12 protein-coding genes are annotated in these 25,161 nt (G+C 34.9%); 7 read left to right on the top strand and 5 right to left on the bottom strand.

Features of this window, described 5'->3' with window-relative positions; translation table 11 throughout:
• Positions 1–22: 22 nt before the first annotated feature.
• From Q0871_RS10520 to Q0871_RS10510, 3 genes are read right to left on the bottom strand one after another with little or no spacing between them, the layout of a single operon-like run.
• Positions 23–2,326, bottom strand: coding sequence for a glycoside hydrolase family 65 protein (locus tag Q0871_RS10520; protein ID WP_299322191.1), 2,304 nt, complete (start codon positions 2,324–2,326; stop codon positions 23–25).
• A 57-nt stretch (positions 2,327–2,383) separates the two neighbouring features.
• Positions 2,384–3,052 (bottom strand): beta-phosphoglucomutase, encoded by a 669-nt coding sequence (pgmB, locus tag Q0871_RS10515; protein ID WP_299322182.1) that lies wholly within the window; start codon positions 3,050–3,052, stop codon positions 2,384–2,386.
• A 13-nt stretch (positions 3,053–3,065) separates the two neighbouring features.
• A complete protein-coding gene (locus Q0871_RS10510; protein ID WP_299322178.1) occupies positions 3,066–4,088 on the bottom strand; it encodes a LacI family DNA-binding transcriptional regulator in 1,023 nt (340 codons plus the stop codon).
• A 320-nt stretch (positions 4,089–4,408) separates the two neighbouring features.
• On the opposite strand from Q0871_RS10510, the gene Q0871_RS10505 reads away from it, so the two are divergent.
• Both Q0871_RS10505 and Q0871_RS10500 read left to right on the top strand, forming a co-directional pair.
• Complete coding sequence (locus Q0871_RS10505; RefSeq protein WP_299322174.1) at positions 4,409–7,531, top strand: SusC/RagA family TonB-linked outer membrane protein; 3,123 nt, start codon at positions 4,409–4,411, stop codon at positions 7,529–7,531.
• Between the two features lie 19 nt (positions 7,532–7,550).
• Positions 7,551–9,161, top strand: a complete 1,611-nt coding sequence (locus Q0871_RS10500) for a RagB/SusD family nutrient uptake outer membrane protein (protein ID WP_299322171.1) — start codon at positions 7,551–7,553, stop codon at positions 9,159–9,161.
• Positions 9,162–9,851: 690 nt separating this feature from the next.
• On the opposite strand, the gene Q0871_RS10495 is transcribed toward Q0871_RS10500, so the two are convergent.
• Positions 9,852–11,438 carry a solute:sodium symporter family transporter gene (locus tag Q0871_RS10495; protein WP_299322169.1) on the bottom strand — a complete coding sequence of 529 codons (1,587 nt, stop codon included), beginning with the start codon at positions 11,436–11,438 and terminating at the stop codon, positions 9,852–9,854.
• 275 nt (positions 11,439–11,713) lie between these two features.
• Here Q0871_RS10495 and Q0871_RS10490 point away from each other — a divergent pair, with 275 nt between their 5' ends.
• From Q0871_RS10490 to Q0871_RS10470, 5 genes are read left to right on the top strand one after another with little or no spacing between them, the layout of a single operon-like run.
• On the top strand, positions 11,714–15,070 hold the full coding sequence (locus Q0871_RS10490; protein ID WP_299322166.1) for a VCBS repeat-containing protein: 3,357 nt from the start codon (positions 11,714–11,716) through the stop codon (positions 15,068–15,070).
• Positions 15,060–18,311 carry a VCBS repeat-containing protein gene (locus Q0871_RS10485; protein WP_299322164.1) on the top strand — a complete coding sequence of 1,084 codons (3,252 nt, stop codon included), beginning with the start codon at positions 15,060–15,062 and terminating at the stop codon, positions 18,309–18,311. The genes Q0871_RS10490 and Q0871_RS10485 overlap by 11 nt, the downstream gene beginning before the upstream one ends.
• Before the next feature lie 4 nt (positions 18,312–18,315).
• On the top strand, positions 18,316–19,647 hold the full coding sequence (locus Q0871_RS10480; RefSeq protein WP_299322161.1) for a vanadium-dependent haloperoxidase: 1,332 nt from the start codon (positions 18,316–18,318) through the stop codon (positions 19,645–19,647).
• 8 nt (positions 19,648–19,655) lie between these two features.
• Positions 19,656–20,546: an AraC family transcriptional regulator gene (locus Q0871_RS10475; RefSeq protein ID WP_299322159.1), complete on the top strand. Its 891-nt coding sequence runs from the start codon at positions 19,656–19,658 to the stop codon at positions 20,544–20,546.
• Position 20,547: 1 nt separating this feature from the next.
• Complete coding sequence (locus tag Q0871_RS10470) at positions 20,548–21,405, top strand: hypothetical protein (RefSeq protein WP_299322157.1); 858 nt, start codon at positions 20,548–20,550, stop codon at positions 21,403–21,405.
• Between the two features lie 9 nt (positions 21,406–21,414).
• Here Q0871_RS10470 and Q0871_RS10465 read toward each other — a convergent pair whose 3' ends face one another.
• Positions 21,415–25,137, bottom strand: coding sequence for a metallophosphoesterase (locus tag Q0871_RS10465; protein ID WP_299322154.1), 3,723 nt, complete (start codon positions 25,135–25,137; stop codon positions 21,415–21,417).
• Between the last annotated feature and the right edge of the window lie 24 nt (positions 25,138–25,161).

Raw genomic sequence — 25,161 nt, 5'->3', positions numbered from 1 at the left:
ACTTTAAAGCACTAAAGACTTATTAGATAGTAGTCAATTCATCTGGAAACAATGCTACTTTCTTTCCATTTACACGAATGGTCACTTCTTCAGTTCCTGTCAAATGAAAAGTACTGTTCTTAGCAGTAACGTTTACTTTAATTATTCTATTTCTAAAATTGACTTTAAAAGAATATGCAGTCCATTGACTTGGTATCTGAGGTTTAAATGATAATTTATCGTTTATAACCCGCATACCACCAAAACCTTCAACTATACTCATCCAAGTACCAGCCATTGAAGTAATGTGCAAACCTTCTTCTACTTCTTTATTATAATCATCTAAATCTAATCTAGATGTTCTTAAATAGAAATTATACGCCTGCTCCATTCTGCCCAATTTCGCTGCTTGAATACTATGCACACATGGCGATAAAGAAGATTCATGAACAGTAAAGGGCTCATAGAAATCGAAATGTTTTTCTAAATCCTCTACTGAGAAATCTTCCTCAAAAAAGTAAAAGCCCTGTAAAACATCTGCTTGTTTTATATATGGAGATCTTAAAATTCTATCCCAACTCCATTTTTGGTTAATTGGTCTTTCTGTTTTTGGCAAATCATCTACCCTTACCAAATCTTTATCTAAAAAGCCATCTTGCTGTAAAAATACCCCATGCTCTTTCGAATATGGAAAATACATTTTATTGGCTACTTTCCTCCATTTATCACACTCTCTATCGGTAAGCTGAGTTTTACCAATTATTCTATGATAATCATCTGAATAACCGTTTTTAACTTTGTCTAACTGAGTTAGCGTATAATTAATACACCATTTTGCTAAATAGTTGGTATACCAATTGTTATTTACGTTGTTCTCGTACTCATTAGGTCCTGTAACCCCAAGCATAACATATTTATTCTTATCCGTAGATAAGTTTACACGTTGGTGCCAGAATCTAGAAATACCAATTAACACTTCTAATCCCATTTCAGGTATGTAACTATAATCGCCAGTATATCTAAAATAGTTATGGATTGCAAAGGCAATAGCACCGTTTCTATGAATTTCTTCAAAGGTAATTTCCCATTCGTTATGGCATTCTTCACCATTCATAGTTACCATTGGGTACAATGCCGCTCCATTAGAGAAGCCTAATTTCTTGGCGTTTTCAATAGCCTTTTCTAAATGGTTATAACGATATTTCAATAGCTTTCTAGCTACTTTATCATCTTTGGTAGCCATATAGAAAGGAATACAGTATGCTTCAGTATCCCAATAGGTACTACCACCGTATTTTTCACCTGTAAATCCTTTCGGACCAATATTTAACCTAGAATCTGTACCTAAATATGTTTGGTTTAATTGGAAAATATTAAAACGAATACCTTGCTGAGCCTTTACATCGCCTTCAATAACAATATCGCTCATGTCCCAAATAGCAGCCCAAGCATCTTTTTGTTTTTGTAATAGTTGATCAAAGCCCAAAGCACTTACTTCATCTAAACTATTATTAGCTACTTGTTTAAGCTCTTCATTTGGATGATTTCTTGCAACGGTGTATCCGCCAAATTTTGTCAACGAAATAGAAGAATCTGCTTTTACATTTTGCTCAAATTTTAATGACACAAATGAATCGGTCTTTTCTGATGTTACACCCGAAATCTGATTTCCATCATACTCTAAAGAAGCCTGCATAAACGTACAAGTCTTGAATTCTGTTTTCATGGTATATGCCTCTATAAAGGCACGATTATCAGCTGCACTTACATTTGTTGTATTCCAGAATTTATCATCCCAGTTACTATCTTCATTTGTAATACCACTATCTAAATATGGCTCAAATACTATTGTAGCATCTGTATTTAAAACTTTAACTGTATATGAAATAGCACCTACCGCATCAATATCTATGCTTAAGAACCGTTTTACAACAACTTCTATTTCTATATTATTCGTAGTTATTGCTTGAAAGCTACGGGCGTAAACGCCCTCTTTCATATTTAATTCTCGTCTAAAATTTGAAACTTTTTTACTTGTTGCCAAATCGAACTCTACCTCATTTATATAAATTTTGATTCCGATCCAATTAGGAGCGTTCAAAACCTTTGCAAAATATTCTGGATAGCCGTTTTTCCACCAACCCACACGGGTTTTATCAGGATAATAAACTCCAGCAATATAACTACCTTGAAAAGTTTCGCCTGTATAGGTTTCTTCAAAATTGGCGCGTTGCCCCATAGCACCGTTACCTATACTAAATATACTTTCAGAAGACTTTACGTTTTCTTGATCGAAACCTTCTTCTATGATGCACCAATTATCTGGCTTTATATAATCTTGATTCATAAAATTTATATTGAATTGAAATATGAAAAAATGAAATTAAAGTACAGCTTCCCTAATTTATTCTTTATGTTCTTTGTTGATCAATGATTCTAAAAAATCATCGCTCATTTCAGTAAAGTCGTTAAAATTGTAATCTGCCTCGTTTAGTATTTCAGCTTCACCTATGCCTATGCTTACCATATTCGCAGCATTCGCCGCTTGAATACCAGCAACTGCATCTTCAAAAACTACACATGAATTTGCTGCAACACCTAAATTATTGGTTGCTATCAAAAATACCTCTGGATCTGGTTTTGCCTTGGTTACGCTATTGCCATCAACAATACTATCGAAAAATGGCAATAAATCAACCTTTTCTAAAATAGGCCTGGCATTTTTACTTGCCGAGCCTAGTGCAATAGGAATATTTTTATTCTTTAAATATTGTAAAACCCTAGTTACATCTGGTAGAATTTCACTTGAATCCATCTTTTCAATGTAAGCTAGGTAATCTAAATTTTTCTCTACCATCCAAGTGTCGAACTGATCTTGCGTAGCCGTTATATTACCAATATCTAAAAGAATTTCTAGACATCTTTTTCTACTCACTCCTTTAAAGAGTTCGTTCTGCTCTTTAGTAAATTCAAACCCTAATTCATTGGCTAGTTTTCGCCAAGCCAAATAATGGTATTTAGCCGTATCAACTATAACACCATCTAAGTCAAATATAAAACCTACTTTTTCCATTTTCTTACTTCTATTAATTGATTGTAGAACCTCTTTTTATTAAGGTCGCATTAATAATCTCGGTTTTAAAAGGTGCTTCTTCCATTTCTAAAGATTCCATTCTATCTATTAAAAACTTTGCTGCCTTTTCCCCCATTTTTTCACCGTGTTGCGCTACTGTTGTTAATTTTGGAGATGAGTATTTTGATAAAATTCCATCAGTAAACCCTATAATCGAAATATCATTTGGAACGTTATACCCTAACTGTTGAATAACACTCATACATTGAACCGCAAAAATCTCGTTAACACACAACACAGCATCAATCTCATTTTGTTGAAAAAACTCAGTTATTAAATTTGTATTGTCTAAGCTATGAGGTAATGTCAAAATTAAATCTTGATTAACAGTCATACCATTATCTTTCAAAGCTTGCAAATAACCTTCCTTTCTACTTTCACTTACGTTAAAAAAATTCTCAGTAGTTACCAAAGCAATTTTATTTGCCCCGGCAGTTATAAAATGTTCAACCGCTTCTGTTGATATCACCTTATCATTTAATATTACCTTATCACAGGCAATTTCTTCGGTAACACGATCAAAAAGTACTATTGGTATACCCTGATCTAATAATTCTTTTAAATGTGTAAAATCATTCTTACGTTGTGTTTCTGCACTTAATGAAAGAATGAAACCGTCTATACTGCCATTTGCCAACATTTCCATATTTATAACCTCTTTATCAAAAGATTCATCAGAAATACAAACAATAACATTATACCCCATTTGGTTTGCATACATTTCTATTCCCCTAAAAACTGTGGTAAAAAAGTGATGTACAATATCTGGAATAACAACACCAATATTTTTGGTTCTCTTATTTTTTAAACTAAGTGCGATATTATTAGGACGGTAATTATAGAATTTTGCAAAAGCCTTTATTCTATCTTTTGTGTCTTTGCTAATTTCTTTACTGTTTTTCAATGCCTTCGACACCGTAGAAATAGAAACATCAAGTTCTTTAGCAATATCTTTTAAGGTGATTTTTGGTTTCAAATAAAGGATTTTAAATTTTAAGATAATAACTTAAATTAATCTAAAAGTTAAAGTTGCCGAACAACTACTATTTAGTAAATATATGCAAAAAAGTATTTTTCTTATATTTGAATAATATTCAAATATTCATATTTAACCACTATATTAATTAAGAATATCATAATATTGTGCATTGACATTCATTATAGTCGTAAAAAATAAAAGTTATTAACACGAAACCGTTTTCGTAACTTTTAAACTTTGCTCAAACCATTGTTAACACACCTTTTTACATATTTTTAACAATTGAATCAAATTAACTCAACTTAAATTAACAATTTATGAAGATTACATTCCTAAAAAGTCTGTTAGTTCTCGGTACATTTTTGTGCTTTGGATTTATGCAGGCACAAGAAGTATCTGGAACTGTTTCAGATGCAAGTGGACCTTTACCAGGAGCAAGTGTTCTTGAAAAAGGAACAACGAATGGTACGCAAACTGATTTTGACGGTAATTACACATTGACCGCAGAAGAAGGTGCTGTACTTATTATTAGTTATATCGGCTACAAAACTCAAGAAGTAGCGATTAATGGTAGAACTTCCATAAACATCACTTTAGATGAAGATGCTGAAGCATTAGAAGAAGTTGTAATTATCGGTTACGGTACTACAACTGTAAAAGATGCAACTGGTTCGGTAACCGCAGTAACTGCTGATGATTTCAACGGCGGAAACATTGCTTCACCAGAACAGTTAATTCAAGGTAAGACCGCTGGTGTTAACATTCAAGAAACTAGTGGTGAGCCAGGTGCAGGTATCCAAATTAACATTAGAGGTTCTAACTCTGTACGTGCAAACAACAATCCACTATTCGTAGTTGATGGTGTTCCATTAGGAGGCGGTGATACTTCACCACAAGGTGAAACCGGTTTTGGACAAAGTGCCGTTAAAAACCCTTTAAACTTTATCAACCCTAATGACATTGAAAGCATCAGTATATTAAAAGATGCATCTGCAACAGCTATTTACGGTTCTAGAGGTGCAAATGGTGTTGTTATCATTACTACTAAAAGTGGTAAAGGAAGTAGCGAAGGTGTATGGGATTTTTCAAGCTCTTTGAGTATTGCAAAAGCAGCAAATACTTTTGACCTTTTAAAGCCTTCTGAATTTTTAGCTGGTGTTACCGCTGTTGGTGGTAATGCAAGTGCTGTTGATTTCGGTGCTAGTACAGATTGGCAACAAGTTGTATTAAGATCCACTGCTTCTCAAAACCAAAACCTTTCTTATTCTAAGAATTATGGTAGTGGTAATGTAAGAGCAACTTTTGGTTACGGAAAACAATTCGGTATCGTTGAAAACTCTGATTTAGAAAGAATTACTGGTAGAGTTAATTTTAACCAACGTTTCTTAGATGACAAATTAGTTCTTGGTCTTCAAATGTCGATCGCTAGAATTAATGATTCTCAAGCGCCAATTAGTGCGCAAGCAGGTGCCGCTGGTGATGTTTTAGGTGGTGCTTATGCAGCAAACCCTACTTGGCCTTCAAACTCTAACTTTAATGCTGGTGGATTAAATGTAAACCCTCAAAATGCATTGGACAATACTCAGAATATAACTAACACTGATAGGTATTTATTAAACGGTTCTATTCAGTACAACTTTACTTCTGAACTTTCTGCAAAATTAAATGCCGGTTTAGATATCGCCGAAGCTTCTAACACATCTGTTATCTCTAGAGACATCAACAACATTAATGGTGTAACTGATATTGGACGTGGTAACTACGGAGTTTTAAAAAGAGACAACAAAACTTTTGAAGCTACAGTTAACTACAATACAGAATTTGAAAACTCTAGCCTAGAGGCTTTAGTAGGTTTCGGTTACCAAGATTTTCAAACTTACGGATTCAATGCTGGTGGCAGAGGCTACTCAACTAGTGATTTAAATGAGATGGGCAGAGAACTTAGAGGTGCTGTAAATGACTTACAGAATGCTGTTTCTGGTTCTTATCAACAAGCTTATTACGCTCCAAATACAAACGGTGTATTAATAAATAGATTATTACCAACTGTTGTTGCTCAAGAAGAATTAGGTAGAACTCTTAACAGTGCTGTAACTTCTGTATTCACCAATTCATTTGACAATACTGATGAGTTACAATCTTTCTTTGCTAGATTAAATTACACTTTAAACGACAAATATTTGTTTACAGCAACAATGAGAGCAGATGGTTCTTCTAGATTTGGTCCTGAAAACCAATACGGATACTTCCCTTCTGGTGCTTTTGCATGGAAAATGAATGAAGAAGATTTTGTTGGTGAAAATGTATCTACTCTTAAATTACGTTTAAGCGCAGGTATCACTGGTAACCAAGATGGGCTAGGGTATGGTAACTTTGTAGCAAGACAACGTTTTTCTGATTTAACTGTTCAGCAAAATCTTGATATCAACGCAAATGGTACTGCTATTGTAGCAACTGATAGACCGGACTTAAAATGGGAGTCTTCTTTCAACATAAACGCAGGTCTCGATTTCGGCTTTAACAACGATCGCTTAAGTGGTAGTATTGATGTTTATAGAACTGAAACTACTGACGTTCTTTTACAAACACCACCTGCAGCACCTGCTGTGGATCCTTTCCAGTTCCAAAACGTTGATGCTAGTATTATCAACCAAGGGGTTGAATTTGCTTTATCTTATGATTTCGTAAGAAGTGACGATGCAACTTTTTCTGCAGATTTCAACATTGCTTACAACGACAATGAAGTTGAAAACTTCGAAGGTCTAATTGATACAGGTGCGGTTAATGGTCCTGGTTTAACAGGTGCATTTGCACAACGTTTCGCTTCTGGTCAATCATTATACTCTTACTACTTACCAATATTCACTGGTTTTGATAGCGCTGGTTCTCCAACTTATCAAGATGTTGATGGTAATGGTACTGGAGATCCTTTTGCTGATAAAACGTTTGTAGGTGAAGATGCTTTACCAGATATTACTACTGGTTTAAGCTTAAACTTGAAAGTAAAAGATTTCGATGCATCTGTATTCTTTCAAGGTCAGTTCGGCTTCTCAGTTTATAATAACACTGAAAACGCATACTTTACTGCAGGAGCGCTTTCTAACTCTAGAAACGTAACTTCAAATGTATTAACAAGTGGTGAAGACCCAGGAGCTTCTGCTGATGCATCTACTCGTTTCTTAGAAAAAGGAGATTTCGTTCGTTTCCAAAATGCAAGTATTGGTTATAACGTTCCATTGTCTGGTGAGGGAGCTTTAAGTTCTTTGCGTTTTTCATTAACAGGTCAAAACCTATTCTTGATTACAGATTACAGTGGTTTAGATCCAGAAGTTACTTCTAATACTGGTGATTTAGATTCAGGTGTACCATCAAGAGGTATTGACTATGGTTCTTACCCAAGACCAAGAACTTTCACTTTTGGTGTTAATGCATCATTTTAATTAAAAAAAATTGTATATCATGAAAAATAATTTCAAAATATTAACGCTTTCTATTCTATCGTTGGTAGGGATCACTTCCTGTACCGACCTAGAGATAGAAGAAACAGATTCTATCATTTCTGAAGGATTTCAAGGTTTAGCCGACCCTTCTTCAACTGTTACGAATCTATATGGCTCTCTTGCTGGTCAATATGCCGGACAAGACAACTACTTCGCCCTTCAAGAGGTGACTTCAGATGAACATTTAATACCGACCCGTGGTGGTGATTGGGGTGATAACGGACTATGGAGAGTATTACATACACATGATTGGAACGGACAACATGCTTTTATTGTTAACGTATTTCAATTATGGAATTCCAACCAATTACAAGCTTCTCAAGTTTTAGATTCAAGAAGTAGTCCATCAGCAACTAATATTGGTGACGCAAGTTTTATTAGAGCTTATAGCATGTGGGTAATTCTTGATAATTTCGGTCAAGTACCTTACAGAGATACAGCACTACCATCATCATCTGTACCTGAAGTATTATCTGGACAAGCTGCAATTGATTTTATTCTTGCAGATATTGAAACTGCTATTGCAAATGCACCAGCTACTGCTGCTGCAAGTGGAGACACTAGCTTAAGAGCTAGTAAAGCTGCAGCTAGATATTTAAAGGCTAAAGTTCTTTTAAACAAGCATATTTATTTAGGTGGTTCCCCTGATTCAAGTGACATGGCTGAAGTTATTTCTTTAGTTGATGCTATTACAGCTGACGGCTATGCTTTACAAGATGGTTATTTTGACCTTTTCTTACCAGATGCAGACACTGAAACTATTTGGTCTTTAGAAGCTAATACAATTAATAAAGTAGTAATGGGACTTCACTATAATAACACCAGTATTCAAGGTGGTGGTTGGAACGGTTTCAGTACTCTTGCTGAATTTTATGACTTATTTGAAGGTGATTCTGAATCTAACGAATTAGATGCTGAGCAAAACCCTGTGGACGGTCAAGAAGAACGAAGAGGTGGAGTACCTACAATTGGTGTAGATTTTGCTGATCAGCCGTATGCTTCTGAATTAGACGGATATGTAAATGGTTCAAACGTTGGCTATGGTTTTCTTATCAATCAACAATATGATTTAGATGGGACACCATTAGAAGACAGACAAGGTGCACCACTTACTTTTAAAAGAGATTTTAAAGATGGTGCCGGTGCTGTTAATTTCATTAATAATGATGAAACTACAGGTATTCGTATACAAAAATACGCCGCTAGAAATGGCGAGGCCTCCATAAGTCATCAAATTGTTTTTAGATATGCAGATGCTCACTTAATGAAAGCTGAAGCAATGTTTAGAAGCGGTGGCGACCCAACAGCTATGATCAATGATTTAAGAACAATACGTAACACTCAAGAGTTGTTAGGTACGGTTTCTGAACAAGACATTTTAGATGAAAGAGGTAGAGAGCTATACCAAGAAGCTTGGAGACGTAACGATTTAATTCGTTTTGGTCAATTCGGTAGAGATTGGTTATTTAAAGCAGAAGGAACTATCAACAATGACGATTACAATGTGTTCCCTATTCCACCAGCACAATTGCTTGCAAATCCTAATTTGGTTCAAAACCCAGGATACTAAGCATATATAAAGTTAAGTTTAAGTTGAAAAGGTCTCCAATATTAATTGGAGACCTTTTTCTTTGTGACATTTATAAAAAACAGGAAGAAAGTATGAATTATAAATCTTTTGAAGGATTCAATAGATATGCAACCTAAAAAAAAACCTGCTAAACATAAGTAAGATCAACATAACTTGTTTTGGTTCTGTGAAAAAATATTTCTCAATTTGACTTAGAAGAATAAAAAGAACAAAAAAAGGTATATCAAATCTATTATTTTTTACCCCAAAGAATTGCTATTAAAAATGTTCAGTGATGAATACATAAACAAAACTAACTTACGCAGATAAAAAGAGCTTATGTAAGATTTATCATTTACCACTTGCTGTAATTCATAAATTTTAACAAAGTGATGCAGAGACCACATCACTTATAGATGATAGCGGTTTTAAACACCCTTAACTTTTTCAAATACTCAAGTCACTCTAATTGTATAAAAGCAACATACTTTAAAGCAAACAGCTCCTATAACATTAATAAATTACTTCTAATTTAAACATGACATTTCATAAAAAACGCAACATTCCTTTTTGCTTTTGCAAGAAGGAATGTTGCGTTTTCACTATTATTACAGAATTAGTGCATTCCAAAAATAATTTAGAATATACTCTTAAAAGTAAAACCTACAATTTATAATAGATTATGATACTTTATCTAAATATAATATATGTACTAACTACAATTAATGTAATAATCAATCCTACTGGCTTTACATATTTCCAGCTTGTAATATCTACTTCATTTGTATACTCCTGTACATAATCACTATCTCTAGGTTTTAATTTACCTATTACCAACATTAAAGTTATTGTTAATACAAAAGTTATTGCTTGCACGTGCAACATGTGTGGTAACCATTCTACTCCAAGACCTCGTTGCATGAATATATAAATAACATAAACCACCACAGCAAATATAATACCTGCCTTAGCTGCTATAGCCGGTACTCTCTTAGTTAAGAAACCAATAACGATTGCTGATAAAATCGGAATACTATAAGCTCCATTTACTTGTTGCAAATAGCCAAAAAGTCCATCAGAAGCGTAATACAGAAAAGGAGCTAAAATCATTGAAAACAATGCAAGTAAAACACCAAAACGTTTTCCAACTTTAACAACTTTAGTTTCTGAAGCATCTTTATCTATGTACTCTTTATAGATATCTAAACCAAATAACGTAACACAACTGTTTAAAGCACTATTAAAAGAACTAAGTATGGCTCCGAAGAGTACAGCTGCAAAAAAACCAACCAAAGTAGCCGGTAAAACTGCGGCCACTAATTTAGGGTAAGCTTGATCTGCTTTTTCCAATTGGCCATCGAACATATGAAACGCAATGATACCAGGTAAAACAACAATTAAAGGACCTAATATCTTAAAGCAGGCAGCAAGCATTACCCCTTTCTGACCTTCCTTTAAGTTTTTTGCGGCCAAGGCTCTTTGTATTATTTGTTGATTGGTACCCCAATAAAATAATTGTACTAAAACCATACCTGTAAATATCGTAGCAAAAGGTATACTCGAAGATTCTGAACCTATTGCATTAAATTTTTCAGGGTGTTGAGCAGTAAGCTTTGAAAGCCCTCCTAAAAGACTATTATCATCACTAATTGCATAAAGTCCAAATATTGGTATTAACAACCCACCGATTAGCAAGCCAATTGCATTAATACTATCAGATACAGCAACAGCCTTCAAGCCCCCAAATATGGCATAAATACTACCTATTATACCTATACTCCAAACACATACCCAAATTGATGCCCATTCAGATATACCTAATTTAGCAGGTAGATCAAACATTCCACTAATCGCTAAAGAACCAGAGTACAAAACAATTGGCAATAATACAATGGCGTATCCACTTAAAAATAAGCCCGATGTCATTGCTTTTGTTGTTTTATCAAACCTTCTTTCTAAATATGTAGGTATGGTACTAATACCACCTTTTAAATATCTAGGCAACAAATATATTGCACATATTACCATTGCAATGGCGGCTAAAGTTTCCCAAGCCATCACTAAAATTCCATCACTATAAGCATTGCCATTAAGTCCAACAATTTGCTCTGTAGACAAATTAGTAAGTAGTAAAGATCCTGCAATTACCCCAGCCGTTAAACTTCGCCCTCCTAGAAAGTACCCATCAGAGGTTTGTTCATTAGTTGTTCTTGTCGCGAAATATGCAATTACCGCTACTAAAATGGTAAAGCCTAAAAAAGATAAAATTCCTATCATCAGTTGAGTTGTTTGTTATTTAGTCAAGGTTAAATATATTGGATTATTTCCAATACTTCTAAAAACTAGCTGCAAAATCTCATTATTCATATTATTCGACCGATCCTATAACGTTTTCTTTAAATTTTAACGCCAACTTTACTAAATAAGCCTAACAAATAGTAGGTATTTGGCTATATTGCAAATTAATTTTGAACTAACTATTACACAGGTTACTAACTTAACTTTAATAGCTTAAAAAATAACTCAAAGTGCTATTTCAAACATACTCAAAAATGAACTCTAATTTGCTTAAACTAAGCTGTCTTGGTTTATTTTTCTCCCTCTTCTTTTCTTGTAGACCTAAAGAAGATGCAAACACATCAGAAGAAAAAAAAGAACCAACATTGTTTACCTTATTACAACCCGAAGAAACAGGTATTTCGTTTGTAAATAAAGTTGCCAACTCAAAAGAATTCAACATATTTAAATATCGCAACTTTTATAACGGTGGTGGCGTAGCAATTGGAGATATTAATAATGACGGATTATCTGATGTTTTTTTGACCGGAAACATGGAGCCAAACAAGCTTTTTCTTAACAAAGGCGATATGAAATTTACAGATATTTCGAAAACTGCCGGAATATCAGGAAATAAGCCTTGGTCTACAGGTGTTGTGATGGCGGACATCAATAATGATGGGTTTTTAGATATTTACGTTAGTAATGCCGGTAACATGGAAGGCAACAACCATGATAATGATCTTTACATTAATAATGGAGACGGCACTTTTATTGAAAAGGCCCATGAGTATAATTTAGCAGAAACAGGATTTTCTACTCATGCTTCTTTCTTTGATTACGATAAAGATGGCGATTTAGATGCCTACATTCTTAACAATAGTAATATTCCTGTAAGTAGCCTTGGTTATGCAGAACAACGCGAAGTAAGAGCTCAAGACTGGGAAGGTGTGCCAAAAATTTTTAGAGGTGTAGGCGATATGCTTTTAAGAAATGATAACGGTAAATTCGTTGATGTTAGTGAAAAAGCTGGCATTTACGGCAGCCTTATAGGTTTTGGTCTTGGAGTTATGGTAATAGACATTAACAATGATCTGTATCCAGATATATACGTTTCTAATGATTTTTATGAAAGAGACTATTTATACATTAACAACCAAGATGGAACATTTAGAGAAGAGGTTCAAAAATGGACCAATCACTTAAGCTTATCTGCAATGGGTGTTGATATGGCAGATATCAATAATGACGGACTTACAGATATCTTCATAACCGATATGCTACCTGAGCCTGATCAACGTGTAAAATCTGTAATGGAATTTGAAGGGTATAACATTTTCAAACTTAAACAGAGTAAAGATTTTCATCAGCAGTACATTCAAAATACATTACAACTGAACAACGGTAATGGATCTTTTTCTGAAATTGCCTACTACAGTGGCGTTGAAGCTACTGACTGGAGCTGGTCTGGACTGTTATTCGACATGGACAATGATGGTCTAAAGGATATTTACATTACCAATGGTATCAATCATGACCTTACTGATTTAGATTTTGTTGATTTCTTTGCCAACGAAATCATTCAAAAAATGGCTTTGACCGGTAGAAAAGAGTCTATTGATTCAATTATCAACAAAATGCCAGTTACTCCATTACCAAATTATGCATATCGAAATAATGGAGATATCACCTTTAGTAATTACAATAAACAGTGGGGATTTGAAATACCTAGTCGCTCAAACGGTTCTGCATATGGCGACTTAGATAATGATGGTGATTTAGATCTTGTGGTCAATAACGTAAACATGGAGACTTTTGTTTATCGTAACAATTCTGAATCGCAATCTAAAAACAACTTTATAAAGTTAAAATTTAAAGGAAATGATGGTAATAAATTTGGGATTGGCACCGTTGCGCGCCTTTACTACCCAAATAATATTATAGATCAGACCTTGATGCCTTCAAGAGGTTTTCAATCATCAGTAGAGTATCCAATGACTATTGGTTTGGGAGCAACAGAAATGTTAGATTCTATTCGTATCATATGGCCTAATGACGCAACCACTAAATTGAAAAATGTAAAAGCGAACCAAACCATTACATTTAAGCAAGACGAAGCCAAAGAGACATTTAAAATTAAAAAAACAGAAACCTCAACTTTTTTGAAAGCTATTGACAATAAAACCTTCTTGACACATAAAGAAAATAGCTATATGGATTTTGATAATGAGGGATTGATTTCTAAATCATTAGCAGAAGAAGGACCTGGTTTAGCCGTTGGTGATGTAAACGGTGACGGAAACGATGATATTTTTATCGGCGGAGCAAAAAATCAAGCTGGTGCTTTATATCTACATAATGGTAATGGATCACTTTCTAAACCTATTGTAAAGTATTTTGAAGCAGAAGCCCTATTAGAAGATACCACTGCCTCGTTCTTCGATTCTGATAATGATGGTGATTTAGATCTTATAGTTGGTACCGGCGGCAACGAATTAGGTATGCAAGGCTATTATGGAATTCGATTGTACCTAAATGATGGCAAAGGTAATTTCTCATTGAGCACAAACAAACTACCGAGTATCAATAAAAATGTTGCCGTAATAGCTCCGTCAGATTTTGACGCAGATGGTGACATTGATATTTTCGTTGGCTCAAGAAGTGTTGTTGGCACCTACGGCATAAACCCTGACCACCTTTTTCTTTTGAATAACGGAGACGGAACTTTCACAGATATTACCGAGCGTTCTGCTTATGATTTAAAAGATGCCGGCATGATCACTGATGCTAAATGGATAGACATAGACGGCGATGGTAAAGATGATTTAGTAACCGTGTCTGACTGGGGCAGTCCTAAAATCTACAAGAACTCTGGTAGAAGACTTAGCGATTCAAAGAGCTCTTTAGACAGCCTAAGTGGTTGGTGGGGAGCTATTGAAGGGTATGACTTAGACAACGATGGTGATAAAGATCTAATTTTAGGTAATATGGGTAGTAATCTCCATTACAAACCAAAACCTGGGCAACCCATGAAAATGTGGGTTAACGATTTTGACAATGATGGCACTATAGAACAAATTACCACACAAAACTATGATGGTGGCGATTACCCTCTTCATCAAAAGAAGGAATTGACGACCCAAATATTAGCGCTAAAGAAGAAAAATATTAAAGCTTCTGAATACGCATCAAAAACAATCCAAGAGTTATTTCCGAAGAACATTATCGACAATACTATACTTAAACAGGCAAATATCTCTGAGTCTATAATTGCTATAAACGATGGTAATGGCAACTTTACTATTAAAATACTACCACCTCAAGTTCAATTTTCATGTATTTGTGGTATTCAATGTCTTGATATCAATAAAGACGGAAATTTAGACTTGGTTATGGCAGGTAATAATTTCGAGTTCAAACCTCAATATTCTAGACTAGACGCTAATTACGGTAACGTATTACTTGGCGATGGCAAGTTGAACTTTGAATGGCAAAATTATTCAGATAGTGGTTTCTTTATTCGAAATGAGGTAAAGCAATTAAAAATAGTAAAAGACAAGAAAGGCAATCAATTCATTATCGTAGCAATCAATAACGAAACTCCAAAAATGTATCGCCTAGATGAAGAATAGCATACTATACATATGTTTATTGATATTCGCCATTGGTTGTACTGAAAATTCTGGTGAATTATTTCTAAAGCATTCTGCCGAAAAAACAGGTATAACTTTTGAAAATACCCTAACAGAATCTAAAGACCTTAGTATTTTAGATTACCTCTATTTTTATAACGGCGGTGGTGTTGCTATTGGTGATATTAATAATGACAGCCTGCCAGATATTTATTTTTCCGGGAATCAAGTAAAGAATAAATTATACCTAAATAAAGGAAATCTGAAATTTGAAGACATTACCGAAACAGCTGGCGTTGCAGGGAATAGTTCTTGGAATACCGGCACTATAATGGGTGATGTAAATGGTGACGGACTTCTAGACATTTACGTATGTGCCGTTGTGGGCCTTAATGGATTCAATGGTTATAACGAACTTTTTATAAACCAAGGTGATGCCACTTTTAAAGAAAGTGCCGCAGAGTATGGATTGGATTTTGAATCGTACAGCTCTTCAGCTGCTTTTTTAGATTACGACCTAGATGGCGATTTAGATATGTATCTTCTTAATCATGCCATACACACCCAAGACTCTTATGGAAACGCACAAATCCGTTACAAAAGAGTATACGAAACAGGCGATAAACTACTACGTAACGACAATGGCAAATTTGTAGATGTCAGCGAAGAGGCTGGCATTTATGGCGGTATAAATGGATATGGACTAGGTATCGCAGTATCTGATTTTAATCAAGATGGTTATCCTGACCTATATATTGGCAACGACTTTCATGAAGATGATTATTACTATTTAAATAATGGTAATGGTACTTTTAAAGAAAGCCTTAAAGAAGCATTTGGGCATACCACTAGATTTTCGATGGGTAGCGATGTAGCAGACATAAACCATGACGGGTTACCAGACCTGATTTCTTTAGACATGTTGGGTAAAGATGAAATTGTGTTAAAATCATCGGAAGGTGATGATGATATTCAAATTCAAAAAATGAAAACCGAAACCTTTGGCTATCACAACCAGTATACTAGAAATATGCTATCTGTGAACCAACCAAACGGTAAGTTTTTAGAAACAGCATTACAGAGCGGAGTAGCCTCGACAGATTGGAGCTGGAGTGCACTGTTTGGTGATTTTAATCAAGATGGCGAACAAGATTTATACATTAGTAACGGTATACCTAAACGACCGAACGATCTTGACTATATCAACTACATATCTAACGAAAACATCCGGTCAAAAATTAACAATACCAATCTAGTAGATCAAAAAGCTCTTAAAATGATGCCTTCTGGTTTTATCGGTAACATGATTTTTAAAGGAGCAGCAGATCTTCAATTTATAGATGAATCTAAATCTTGGATCGCTCAAGACACTATTATATCCGGAGCTACAGCCTATAGTGATTTAGATAATGACGGAGATTTAGATTTAGTAACCAACAATCTATTTAGTCCTGCGAATATTCAAGAGAACACTACAAACAGCCAACGTAATTGGCTAAAAATTAAGCTAAATTTTTCCGATAAAAATAAATTCGGCATTGGCACCAAGGTGTTTTCATATGTTAACGGAATTCAACAGTTTAAAGAAATGTATACCGTTCGCGGCTTTCAAGCATCTTCTGAACCCATTATACACTTTGGCTACGGCGAACTAAAAAATATTGATTCGTTGAAAATTATATGGCCAGACAAAAGCTCTCAATTGGTGAAAAATATCGCCGTCAACCAAACACTTTATCTTAGTCCTGATAAAGTACAACCTTTCGACTATACTTCATTACACCCTAAACAGCACATATTATTTCAAAAAACATCTGATAATTTAGGCATAAACTACACACACATTGAAGATGCCTACAGTGATTATTTACGCCAAAAGCTAATTCCTTATCAAATGTCTGATAGAGGTCCGGCTGTGAGTGTTGGCGATTTAAATGCTGATGGAAAAGATGATATTTTCTTTGGAGGAGCTAAATTTATTCCATCTCAAATTTATATACAAGGGGATTCCAATTTTCAATTAAAAAATTATCCGGAGATTAAAAAAGATAGCATTAAAGAAGATATTGCTTCTTTAATAGGTGATTTCAATGGTGATGGTAAAAATGATATTATAGTGGGTACTGGCGGGGCAGACTTCTTTAATGAAATGAAGCCATTAACTGACTCGTACTACGTGGCAAGCGATAGTACTTTTACTCAAAAAGAATTTCCTGAGATGTTCGAAAATGCATCTATTCTTTTAAAGTTAGATTACGACCACGATGACGATTTAGACGTTATAATTTGCAATCAATCTATCAGTGCCGATTATGGAAACAAACCCAATAGCTATATTCTAGAAAATGAGAATGGCAATTTCAAAATAATCAATAATCCTTTTGAAAAATTAGGAATGATAACCGATGCCATTGTTACCGATTTCAACAATGATGGCTGGGAAGATATATTATTTGTTGGGGAATGGATGTCACCACGATTTTTTCAAAACAACCAAGGTAAATTTAAAGAAATACAGCCATTAGAAAATAAAGATATGAACGGCTTATGGCAAGCTGTTACTAGTTTTGATATGGATGGTGATGGAGACCAAGACTACCTTTTAGGTAATTGGGGAATGAATACCAAGTTTACTGCATCACAAAAGCATCCGATGAAAATGTTTTACGGCGACCTTGATAAAAACGGAGCGACGGAAACCATTGTTAGCACCTATAAAGACGGTAGAGACTACCCTGTTGACGGATTAAAAGAACTATCGAGCCAATTGGTTTCTCTTCGTAAAAAATTCAATACCTACAGTTCTTTTGCAGGAAAATCGATGAAAGAAATTCTTGGTGAGGATATGTTACCTAATGCAGAAATTCAAGAAGTACATATACTAAGTTCAGGGTATCTACAAAACAACAATGGCAAGTTCACTTTTGTGCCATTTAGATATCAATTACAGTTGGCACCCATTATGGCATTTTTAGAATATGACTTTAATGGTGATAACAACACAGAAGTACTAGCTGCCGGAAATTATTTTGGCGTAAAACCATATCATGGTCGTTTTGATTCTTTTCCAGGAGCATTGATTAGTACTGGCAACAATGTTACCTTAGCGAATGAAATAGGACTCGATTTAACGGGAAAATCGATTCGAAGCATGAACATAATAAACTCAATCAACAACACATACCTTTTGCTCACATTTAATGACGAGGCAGCAGAGGTGTATAGCATTCTCAAACCATAGTACAATGAAAAGGTATTTAATCATCTTAATCGCAGGGCTTTTATTAGCGAACTGCACCGAAAAAAAGCAAGAACCTATAGTAGTATCTCCTGATCAACTGCACAATTCAATTGACAAGATTATAGATATTATGATCCATGATATTTTCTCTCCACCGGTAGCAAGTAGAATATTTGCTTATCCGAATATTGCTGCCTATGAAATTGTTGCTCAAGTAAACCCTGACTATCAATCATTATCTGGTCAAATAAAAGATTTAAAACCTATACCTGCCATCGACACCGTATCAGGTATTAATCCTAGATTATCTGCCTTAATTGCGCATATGAATATTAGCAGACAATTAATATTCTCTGAAGATAAGTTTGATGTATTACAGGATAGTCTTTTCGCTCAATGGAAGTCAATGAACGAACCTGAGTTCGAAGCTTCTAAAGCATACGGATTAAAAGTTGCAGACCATATTAAAGAATGGATGGGAAAAGACAATTATAGTCAAACCCGTACCATGCCAAAATTTACGGTAAATACAGATGACCCTACCAGATGGCAACCAACACCACCAGCTTACATGGACGGTATTGAGCCTCACTGGAACAAAATTCGCCCATTTATTATAGACTCAGCCTCTCAGTTCAAACCAATTCCTCCTCCACCTTTTTCACTAGAAAAAGACTCCGATTTTTACAAAGAACTGATTGAAGTTTATAATATCAGTAATGAAATAACCGAAAATGGTGATGAATCTGACGAAGTTGCAATTGCTAAATTCTGGGATTGCAATCCGTATGTATCGGTTACAAGAGGACACTTAATGTTCGCCACAAAAAAAATCACCCCAGGTGCACACTGGATAGGTATTACGAAAATTGCCAGTAAAAAAACCAATAGTAACTTCGACGATACCGTTTTTGCTTACACTAAAACCTCAATGGCAATCGCCGACGCATTCATTAGTTGTTGGGATGAAAAATATCGCAGTAATCTAATTAGACCAGAAACACTGATCAACCAGCACATAGATGAAAACTGGAAGCCAATTCTACAAACACCTCCGTTCCCAGAATACACTAGTGGACACAGTGTCGTTTCAGGTGCTGCAGGAGTAGCCTTAACTAGTATTTTTGGTGAAAATTTTAGTTTTGAAGATGATACCGAAACGCCGTATGGTCTACCTATTAGAAAATTTAATTCTTTCAACGAAGCTGCTGATGAGGCTGCCATAAGCAGAATGTATGGTGGAATTCACTATAGAGCCGCTGTCGAAGTGGGTGTGGGCCAAGGCAGAAAAATTGGCGCATTGTTGAATTCGAAAATCAAAATGAAGAAAAATTAAATTTTAGCATGAAAAAATTGATTACCATTACAATAGCCATCATTTCTATTGCAATACTCTGGTATTTTTTCATAAAACCTCAAGACTACCAAATACGGGTAGTTGCCAAAGCAAATACGGGTACTATAAACCAAGCATTAAAAGCATGGAATAAAACTTTGCCAGAAGCTTCTATTCATCAATTGGGCAATATTGGCACTCTAGAGCAAATGGTTATTTCAGGCGATTCTACCCATGTTTATAAGTGGAACATTAGCCCTATTAACGATTCAACTTCTCAAATAGTTGTAGACGTAAAAGATGCTAACTTTAGTTTAAACAATAAAATAGCTGTTCCATTTTCAGATACCAATTTTGAAAAACAATCAAGAAAAACAGTTACAGATTTCATTGAGAGTTTAAATGTACATAGAAAGGAATTCAAAATAACCCTTATGGGCGAAGATGAACTACCCTCTACATACTGCGCTTGTGTTGAACATAAAACGCTTCAGAGCAACAAAGCTTTTGGAATGATGGAAAGTTACCCCTTTATAAATTCTGTTATTGCCAGTAACGAAATTCAAGTAAATGGCGTACCTTTTATAGAAACTACAGATTGGAACATGCAAAACGACAGTATTAGCTTTAACTTTTGTTACCCTATCATCAAAACCGATTCTCTACCATTTATCAAAAACCTTGTTTACAAAGAATTTATAGGTATGAAATCTTTAAAAGCAATTTATAATGGTAATTATATGACCTCTGACAGGACTTGGTATACATTACTAGATTATGCAAAAGAGAATAATATTAAGATTGACCCTAAGCCCATCGAATTCTTTTTCAATAACCCAAATATGGGTGGAGATGCATTACGTTGGAAAGCCGAAGTATTCATACCAATAGCAGAATAATATGAACAAAATAATTATAACATCTTTTGTACTATTTACCACACTTATTTCATGTAATAATTACGGGCAACTTAAGGTAATTGCAGACCTACCGGGAAGTTTAGATGAAAATTCTGGTCTCGTATCATATAACGATTCCACTTTATGGGTAGTTGAAGATGGCGGTAACAAAGATGAAATTTACCAGATAAACTTAAAGGGAGAAATTCTTAAAAGCTTAGAGGTTAAAAACGGTAAAAACCATGACTGGGAAGATCTTACTAAAGATACAGCTGGTAATCTTTATATAGCTGATATTGGTAATAACGTTAATGATCGTAAAAATTTAGTCATCCTTAAATTACCCAACCCAACAATTGAACCTGGTGACAAAATAGATGCTGAAAAAATTGAGCTTCGTTACCCTGACCAAAAAGACTTTCCTCCAAAGAAAGATGCTCTCTTCTATGATTCAGAAGCCATATTTCACCACGGCAACAAATTATATATTGTAACTAAGAACAGATCAAAATCATTTACCGGTGAAGCCCATATATATTCAGTACCTGACATCAAAGGTAATTATGAAGCTACACTCGTTGGGTCATTTACACCATGTACAGATTGGGATATATGTCAAATAACTTCTATAGACATATCGCCAAAAAGAGATAAAATTATAGCCCTGAGTTATGGTAAGCTCTTTATTTTTACAGATTTTACTTGGGATGATTTCACTAAAGGAAAGATGCAAGAAATTGATTTGGGAGCGCGCTCTCAATTAGAATCTGTTTGTTTTCTAAATGATAACACCTTGCTTATTTCTGATGAACAAGCACACGGAGAAGGTGGTAACCTTTACACCTATTCTTTAAAGTAACTGGTTTATCTAAAAACCGAATCCTAATCCAAAAGTAAATCTTGGTCCGTCTTCACTAGCGAAGATGGCAGTATTTATAGAAATGATATCAGAGGCATTTAAAAAGAACCCTCCGCCATACGAAGTGTGCCAGCGACCAGAACTCATTTCAGGTATCCACACTTTACCATAATCAAACCCTCCAAAAAGACCCATTGCCGTTGGCAATAATCGAGTACGTTTCTTTTTTAAACTAAATCTAATATCTGTATTCTGATAATACGATGTTTTACCCGTAAAACGCTGGTTTCTAAATCCGCGAAGTCCATCTAAACCACCAATACTTGCAGCTTGGTAAAACTCGTATTCATCACCAATATTAAAATGCGCCTTCCATTTGGTTGCCAATACCAACCTACCATTAGGTATCAATTTGTAATCAAAACCTAGGCTAGGTATTATATACCCAAAACTACCTCCTTCTTTTGAAAGATTCTCTTTGAAACCTGCCTCTAATGATGATGACATCCCTAAGGTCGGGAACGCTTCATTATCCTTATTTTCATAAGAATAGGTAGCGTGTGCACCTACAAAATCGCTATTGGTCTCTTCACCATTTTGCTGATAGAAGGTGTTTATAAATCTGTCATTGGTTTCCTCAACGCTGATATTCTCATAAGACAATCCTAATTTTATCTTTGCCCCTAATTGCCCTCGCCAAACCAATGAAGGAGAAAAATCTACCTGTCGAAGTTTTACCCTATTGTAATCTAGACCTAAATCATCATCAAAATTCTCGGTATTATTCCCAAATCCGAAGAAATTAATGGCAAAATTTGGACTCGTAAATCGCGCTTTCAACTCAGCATTCCAATTTTCAAATACATGTGCAAATTCACCTTGATACTTAAAATCAAATCCGCTTGTCGCAAAATAATAAGATGCAGCAAAAGTATGTTGCTGGGTAAAAGGATTCTGCCTAAAGCCGTTATAAGTATACGTATTTACAAAACCTATTCGCATACCATCATCTGGATTAAACCCAATTGTAGGGATAATCTGGTTGAAACTATTTCTTAATTTTAAAGGCTGATAGGTGTTAAGCTCATAATCATCTGAAAGTTTTACTTTTGCACCACCAGTTTTTTCAAACGTATTTTTTTTACTTTTAAAATCATACAACGCTACATCTCTGCCATCTTCTACTCTATAAATATCATTATTATGACCACCAATAATTCTAACTTTTATACCAGAGAAATTAGACGGATTTTTAATCTCAAAAATATCATCGTCATCTAAACCAAATACCCATAGCTCTTTTGTGTCTTCTTTTGTGAATACCTTGTAGTAAAACAAACGCTTTTTCTTGTCACCAATGTTTCTAAATACTTTTACTTCAGTTTCTTCGTCGTTCAGTCTGTTAATCTCAAACCAATCATCTTTATCTGTACCTGCAACTACAGCATATTTATTCAATATCTGATAATACTCATTAGCAGTTTCTTGAATGTGACTTAAACGTGCCAGAAGAGTTTCTTTAATTTCATCTACAGTTTCATCGCGTACTTCTACAGGAAAAGATTTAAATGCCTCATCAATATCACTAGGCTTTAAGTTTTCTTGTAAGTATTTTGCCTGCGCCATCCACTGACTTTTTTCTGTCTCGCCCAATAAAGTCAAGTCTAAAACATAGGTCATAGGCGAAGAATTGAACCCTTTTACACTTCTAATATCTTCATTAAAACCTTCCATTAGTCGTAAACCAGGTATAATACGTGTAGCTATTTTCATTAAAGCACCATCGCCCATTTTAGAGAATACCTGATCACGATCTCTTGGTACCGGCCTGTATATGGTTTTACCCTTCTTCTCGTCTTTAAATTCTGCCCAACGCCACTGATCTACATGACGATCCCAATCGCCTAGAACCATATCAAAAAGTCGTGCTCTCAAATAAAGGTCTTTATCTATTTCGTATTTTTCATCATCTCGAAGATCTTCAAGCATACCATCGGTACTCGTTAAATTATTTGAATATCCAAAGCTTGCCAAATCTCCATGACCATCACCAGTATGTTCTTCAATCATATATAACTCGTCACCAAAGGTGTTATTATATTCCTTTAAAGCAGGCTGTTTTGGTACATAATACAGTACTGGGTTAGTATGATAGACACCAACAGCATCAGACAAACCAGCTGTTGTAAAAGGACCAAAAGGATGTGATCCTGTATAAAAATCTTGTAATAACTCTTGAGTATAAGTTTCCTTTAAATCATCGAGCACATATTGATCTTGAAAAGCCATCGATTGCAAATAAAGTTCGGCACTTTTTCTTAAGGCTCGCATTACATATTCTCTACCATCTTTGGCACGTAAACGCAATGATTTAGATTGGTGTCCGCCACCTTTTTTAACAGGCTCTAAACCTCCCATTAATGAATCTAAATTTACAGTCGGCACTTTTACCTCTGTACCATAATATTTACGGTAACGGTCTCCCCAGATTCCTTTATAAAATCCACTTTTGTCAATTTCATCTTTCTTATAAACAGATGCGCTTATACTATCTGGAAATTGTGCAGAAAACTCACCTACATATTCGTTCTTAGTTGGTGGCAATACTTCATTTGTAAATAAAAACTCTTCTTGATCATCATCTCCTACCCCATAAAATCTAACTCTAGACGAACCATCTTTATATACCTCTAAAGTGGCATACCCCATTTTACCCGTATTAAACTGAGAACCGTTCAACAACTTGGTAAAACCTTCTTTTGCACCAGAACCACTTACAATCTGCGGGGTATTATTTTCAACAATATATTGCAAGGTATGCTCATGACCAGATGCAAAAATTACGCGATCAGAATACTGTGCCAAGGTAGTTACCCTGTTCATTAACTCTCTATAACGTTTGTTATTTACGTCTTCAATAGATGCGCCCGAAGTACTTCTAAGCACATTTATAAAGCTTCCTAAAACAGGTAAAGGCACCGCCATTTTTTTAGGATAAAATTGTTTTCTTAAAGAATACTGTCCGCCATGCTCACCATAACTATTGGTAGGGTGGTGCATAGCAATGACGGTTGTACGATCACGGTAATCTTTTATCGCATCCTCAAGCTCTAAGAAAAACTTTTCTCTACTTTTTATGTCACATTTATCATTAATATCTGGGCGCTTATCCCAATTGGTCAAATACCATTCTGAGTCTATTGTTATAATTGCTACATCATCCCCTATTTCTACAACATCGATCGGACATCCATTTTCTGGTAAAAATGGATTCTTTTCTTTTTCCTTTAAAACTTTTTTAATGTAATCTTCCTCTCGTTCAAGACCTACCAAACCTTCGGTATACCAATCATGATTACCTGGTATAAAAAGTGGTCTTCCTTTAAAATCATTCAGTGTATTTAATTGTGCATCTAAATGATTCTTCGCTGTTCTATATGCTACCGTTGAATCTTTTGGATCAGGTAGACCGGCCGGGTATATATTATCTCCCAGAAATATAGCCGTACTATTTTTATCAGCTTGGTCCAGTCTATCTTTAAATATCTTCAGCGCAGGATTCATTCCGCCCATCGGAGATAAGCCTGCATCACCAATTAAATAGAACGTATGAGATATCTCTTTAGACTCGTTTACATCTATCGCGTATTTTTCATCTACATATTTGGTACTATAGGTAGCACAACTAGTAATAAACATAAAAACCGACAGATATGCATATATTTTTTTCATAGTAACGTTGCCCTCTTTAAATTT

This window comes from uncultured Maribacter sp., from assembly GCF_947500985.1.
In the GTDB taxonomy this organism is placed as follows: Bacteria; Bacteroidota; Bacteroidia; order Flavobacteriales; family Flavobacteriaceae; genus Maribacter.
Note: the sequence above shows the minus strand (reverse complement) of the source record. Positions and strands in the feature narration are given on the sequence as shown.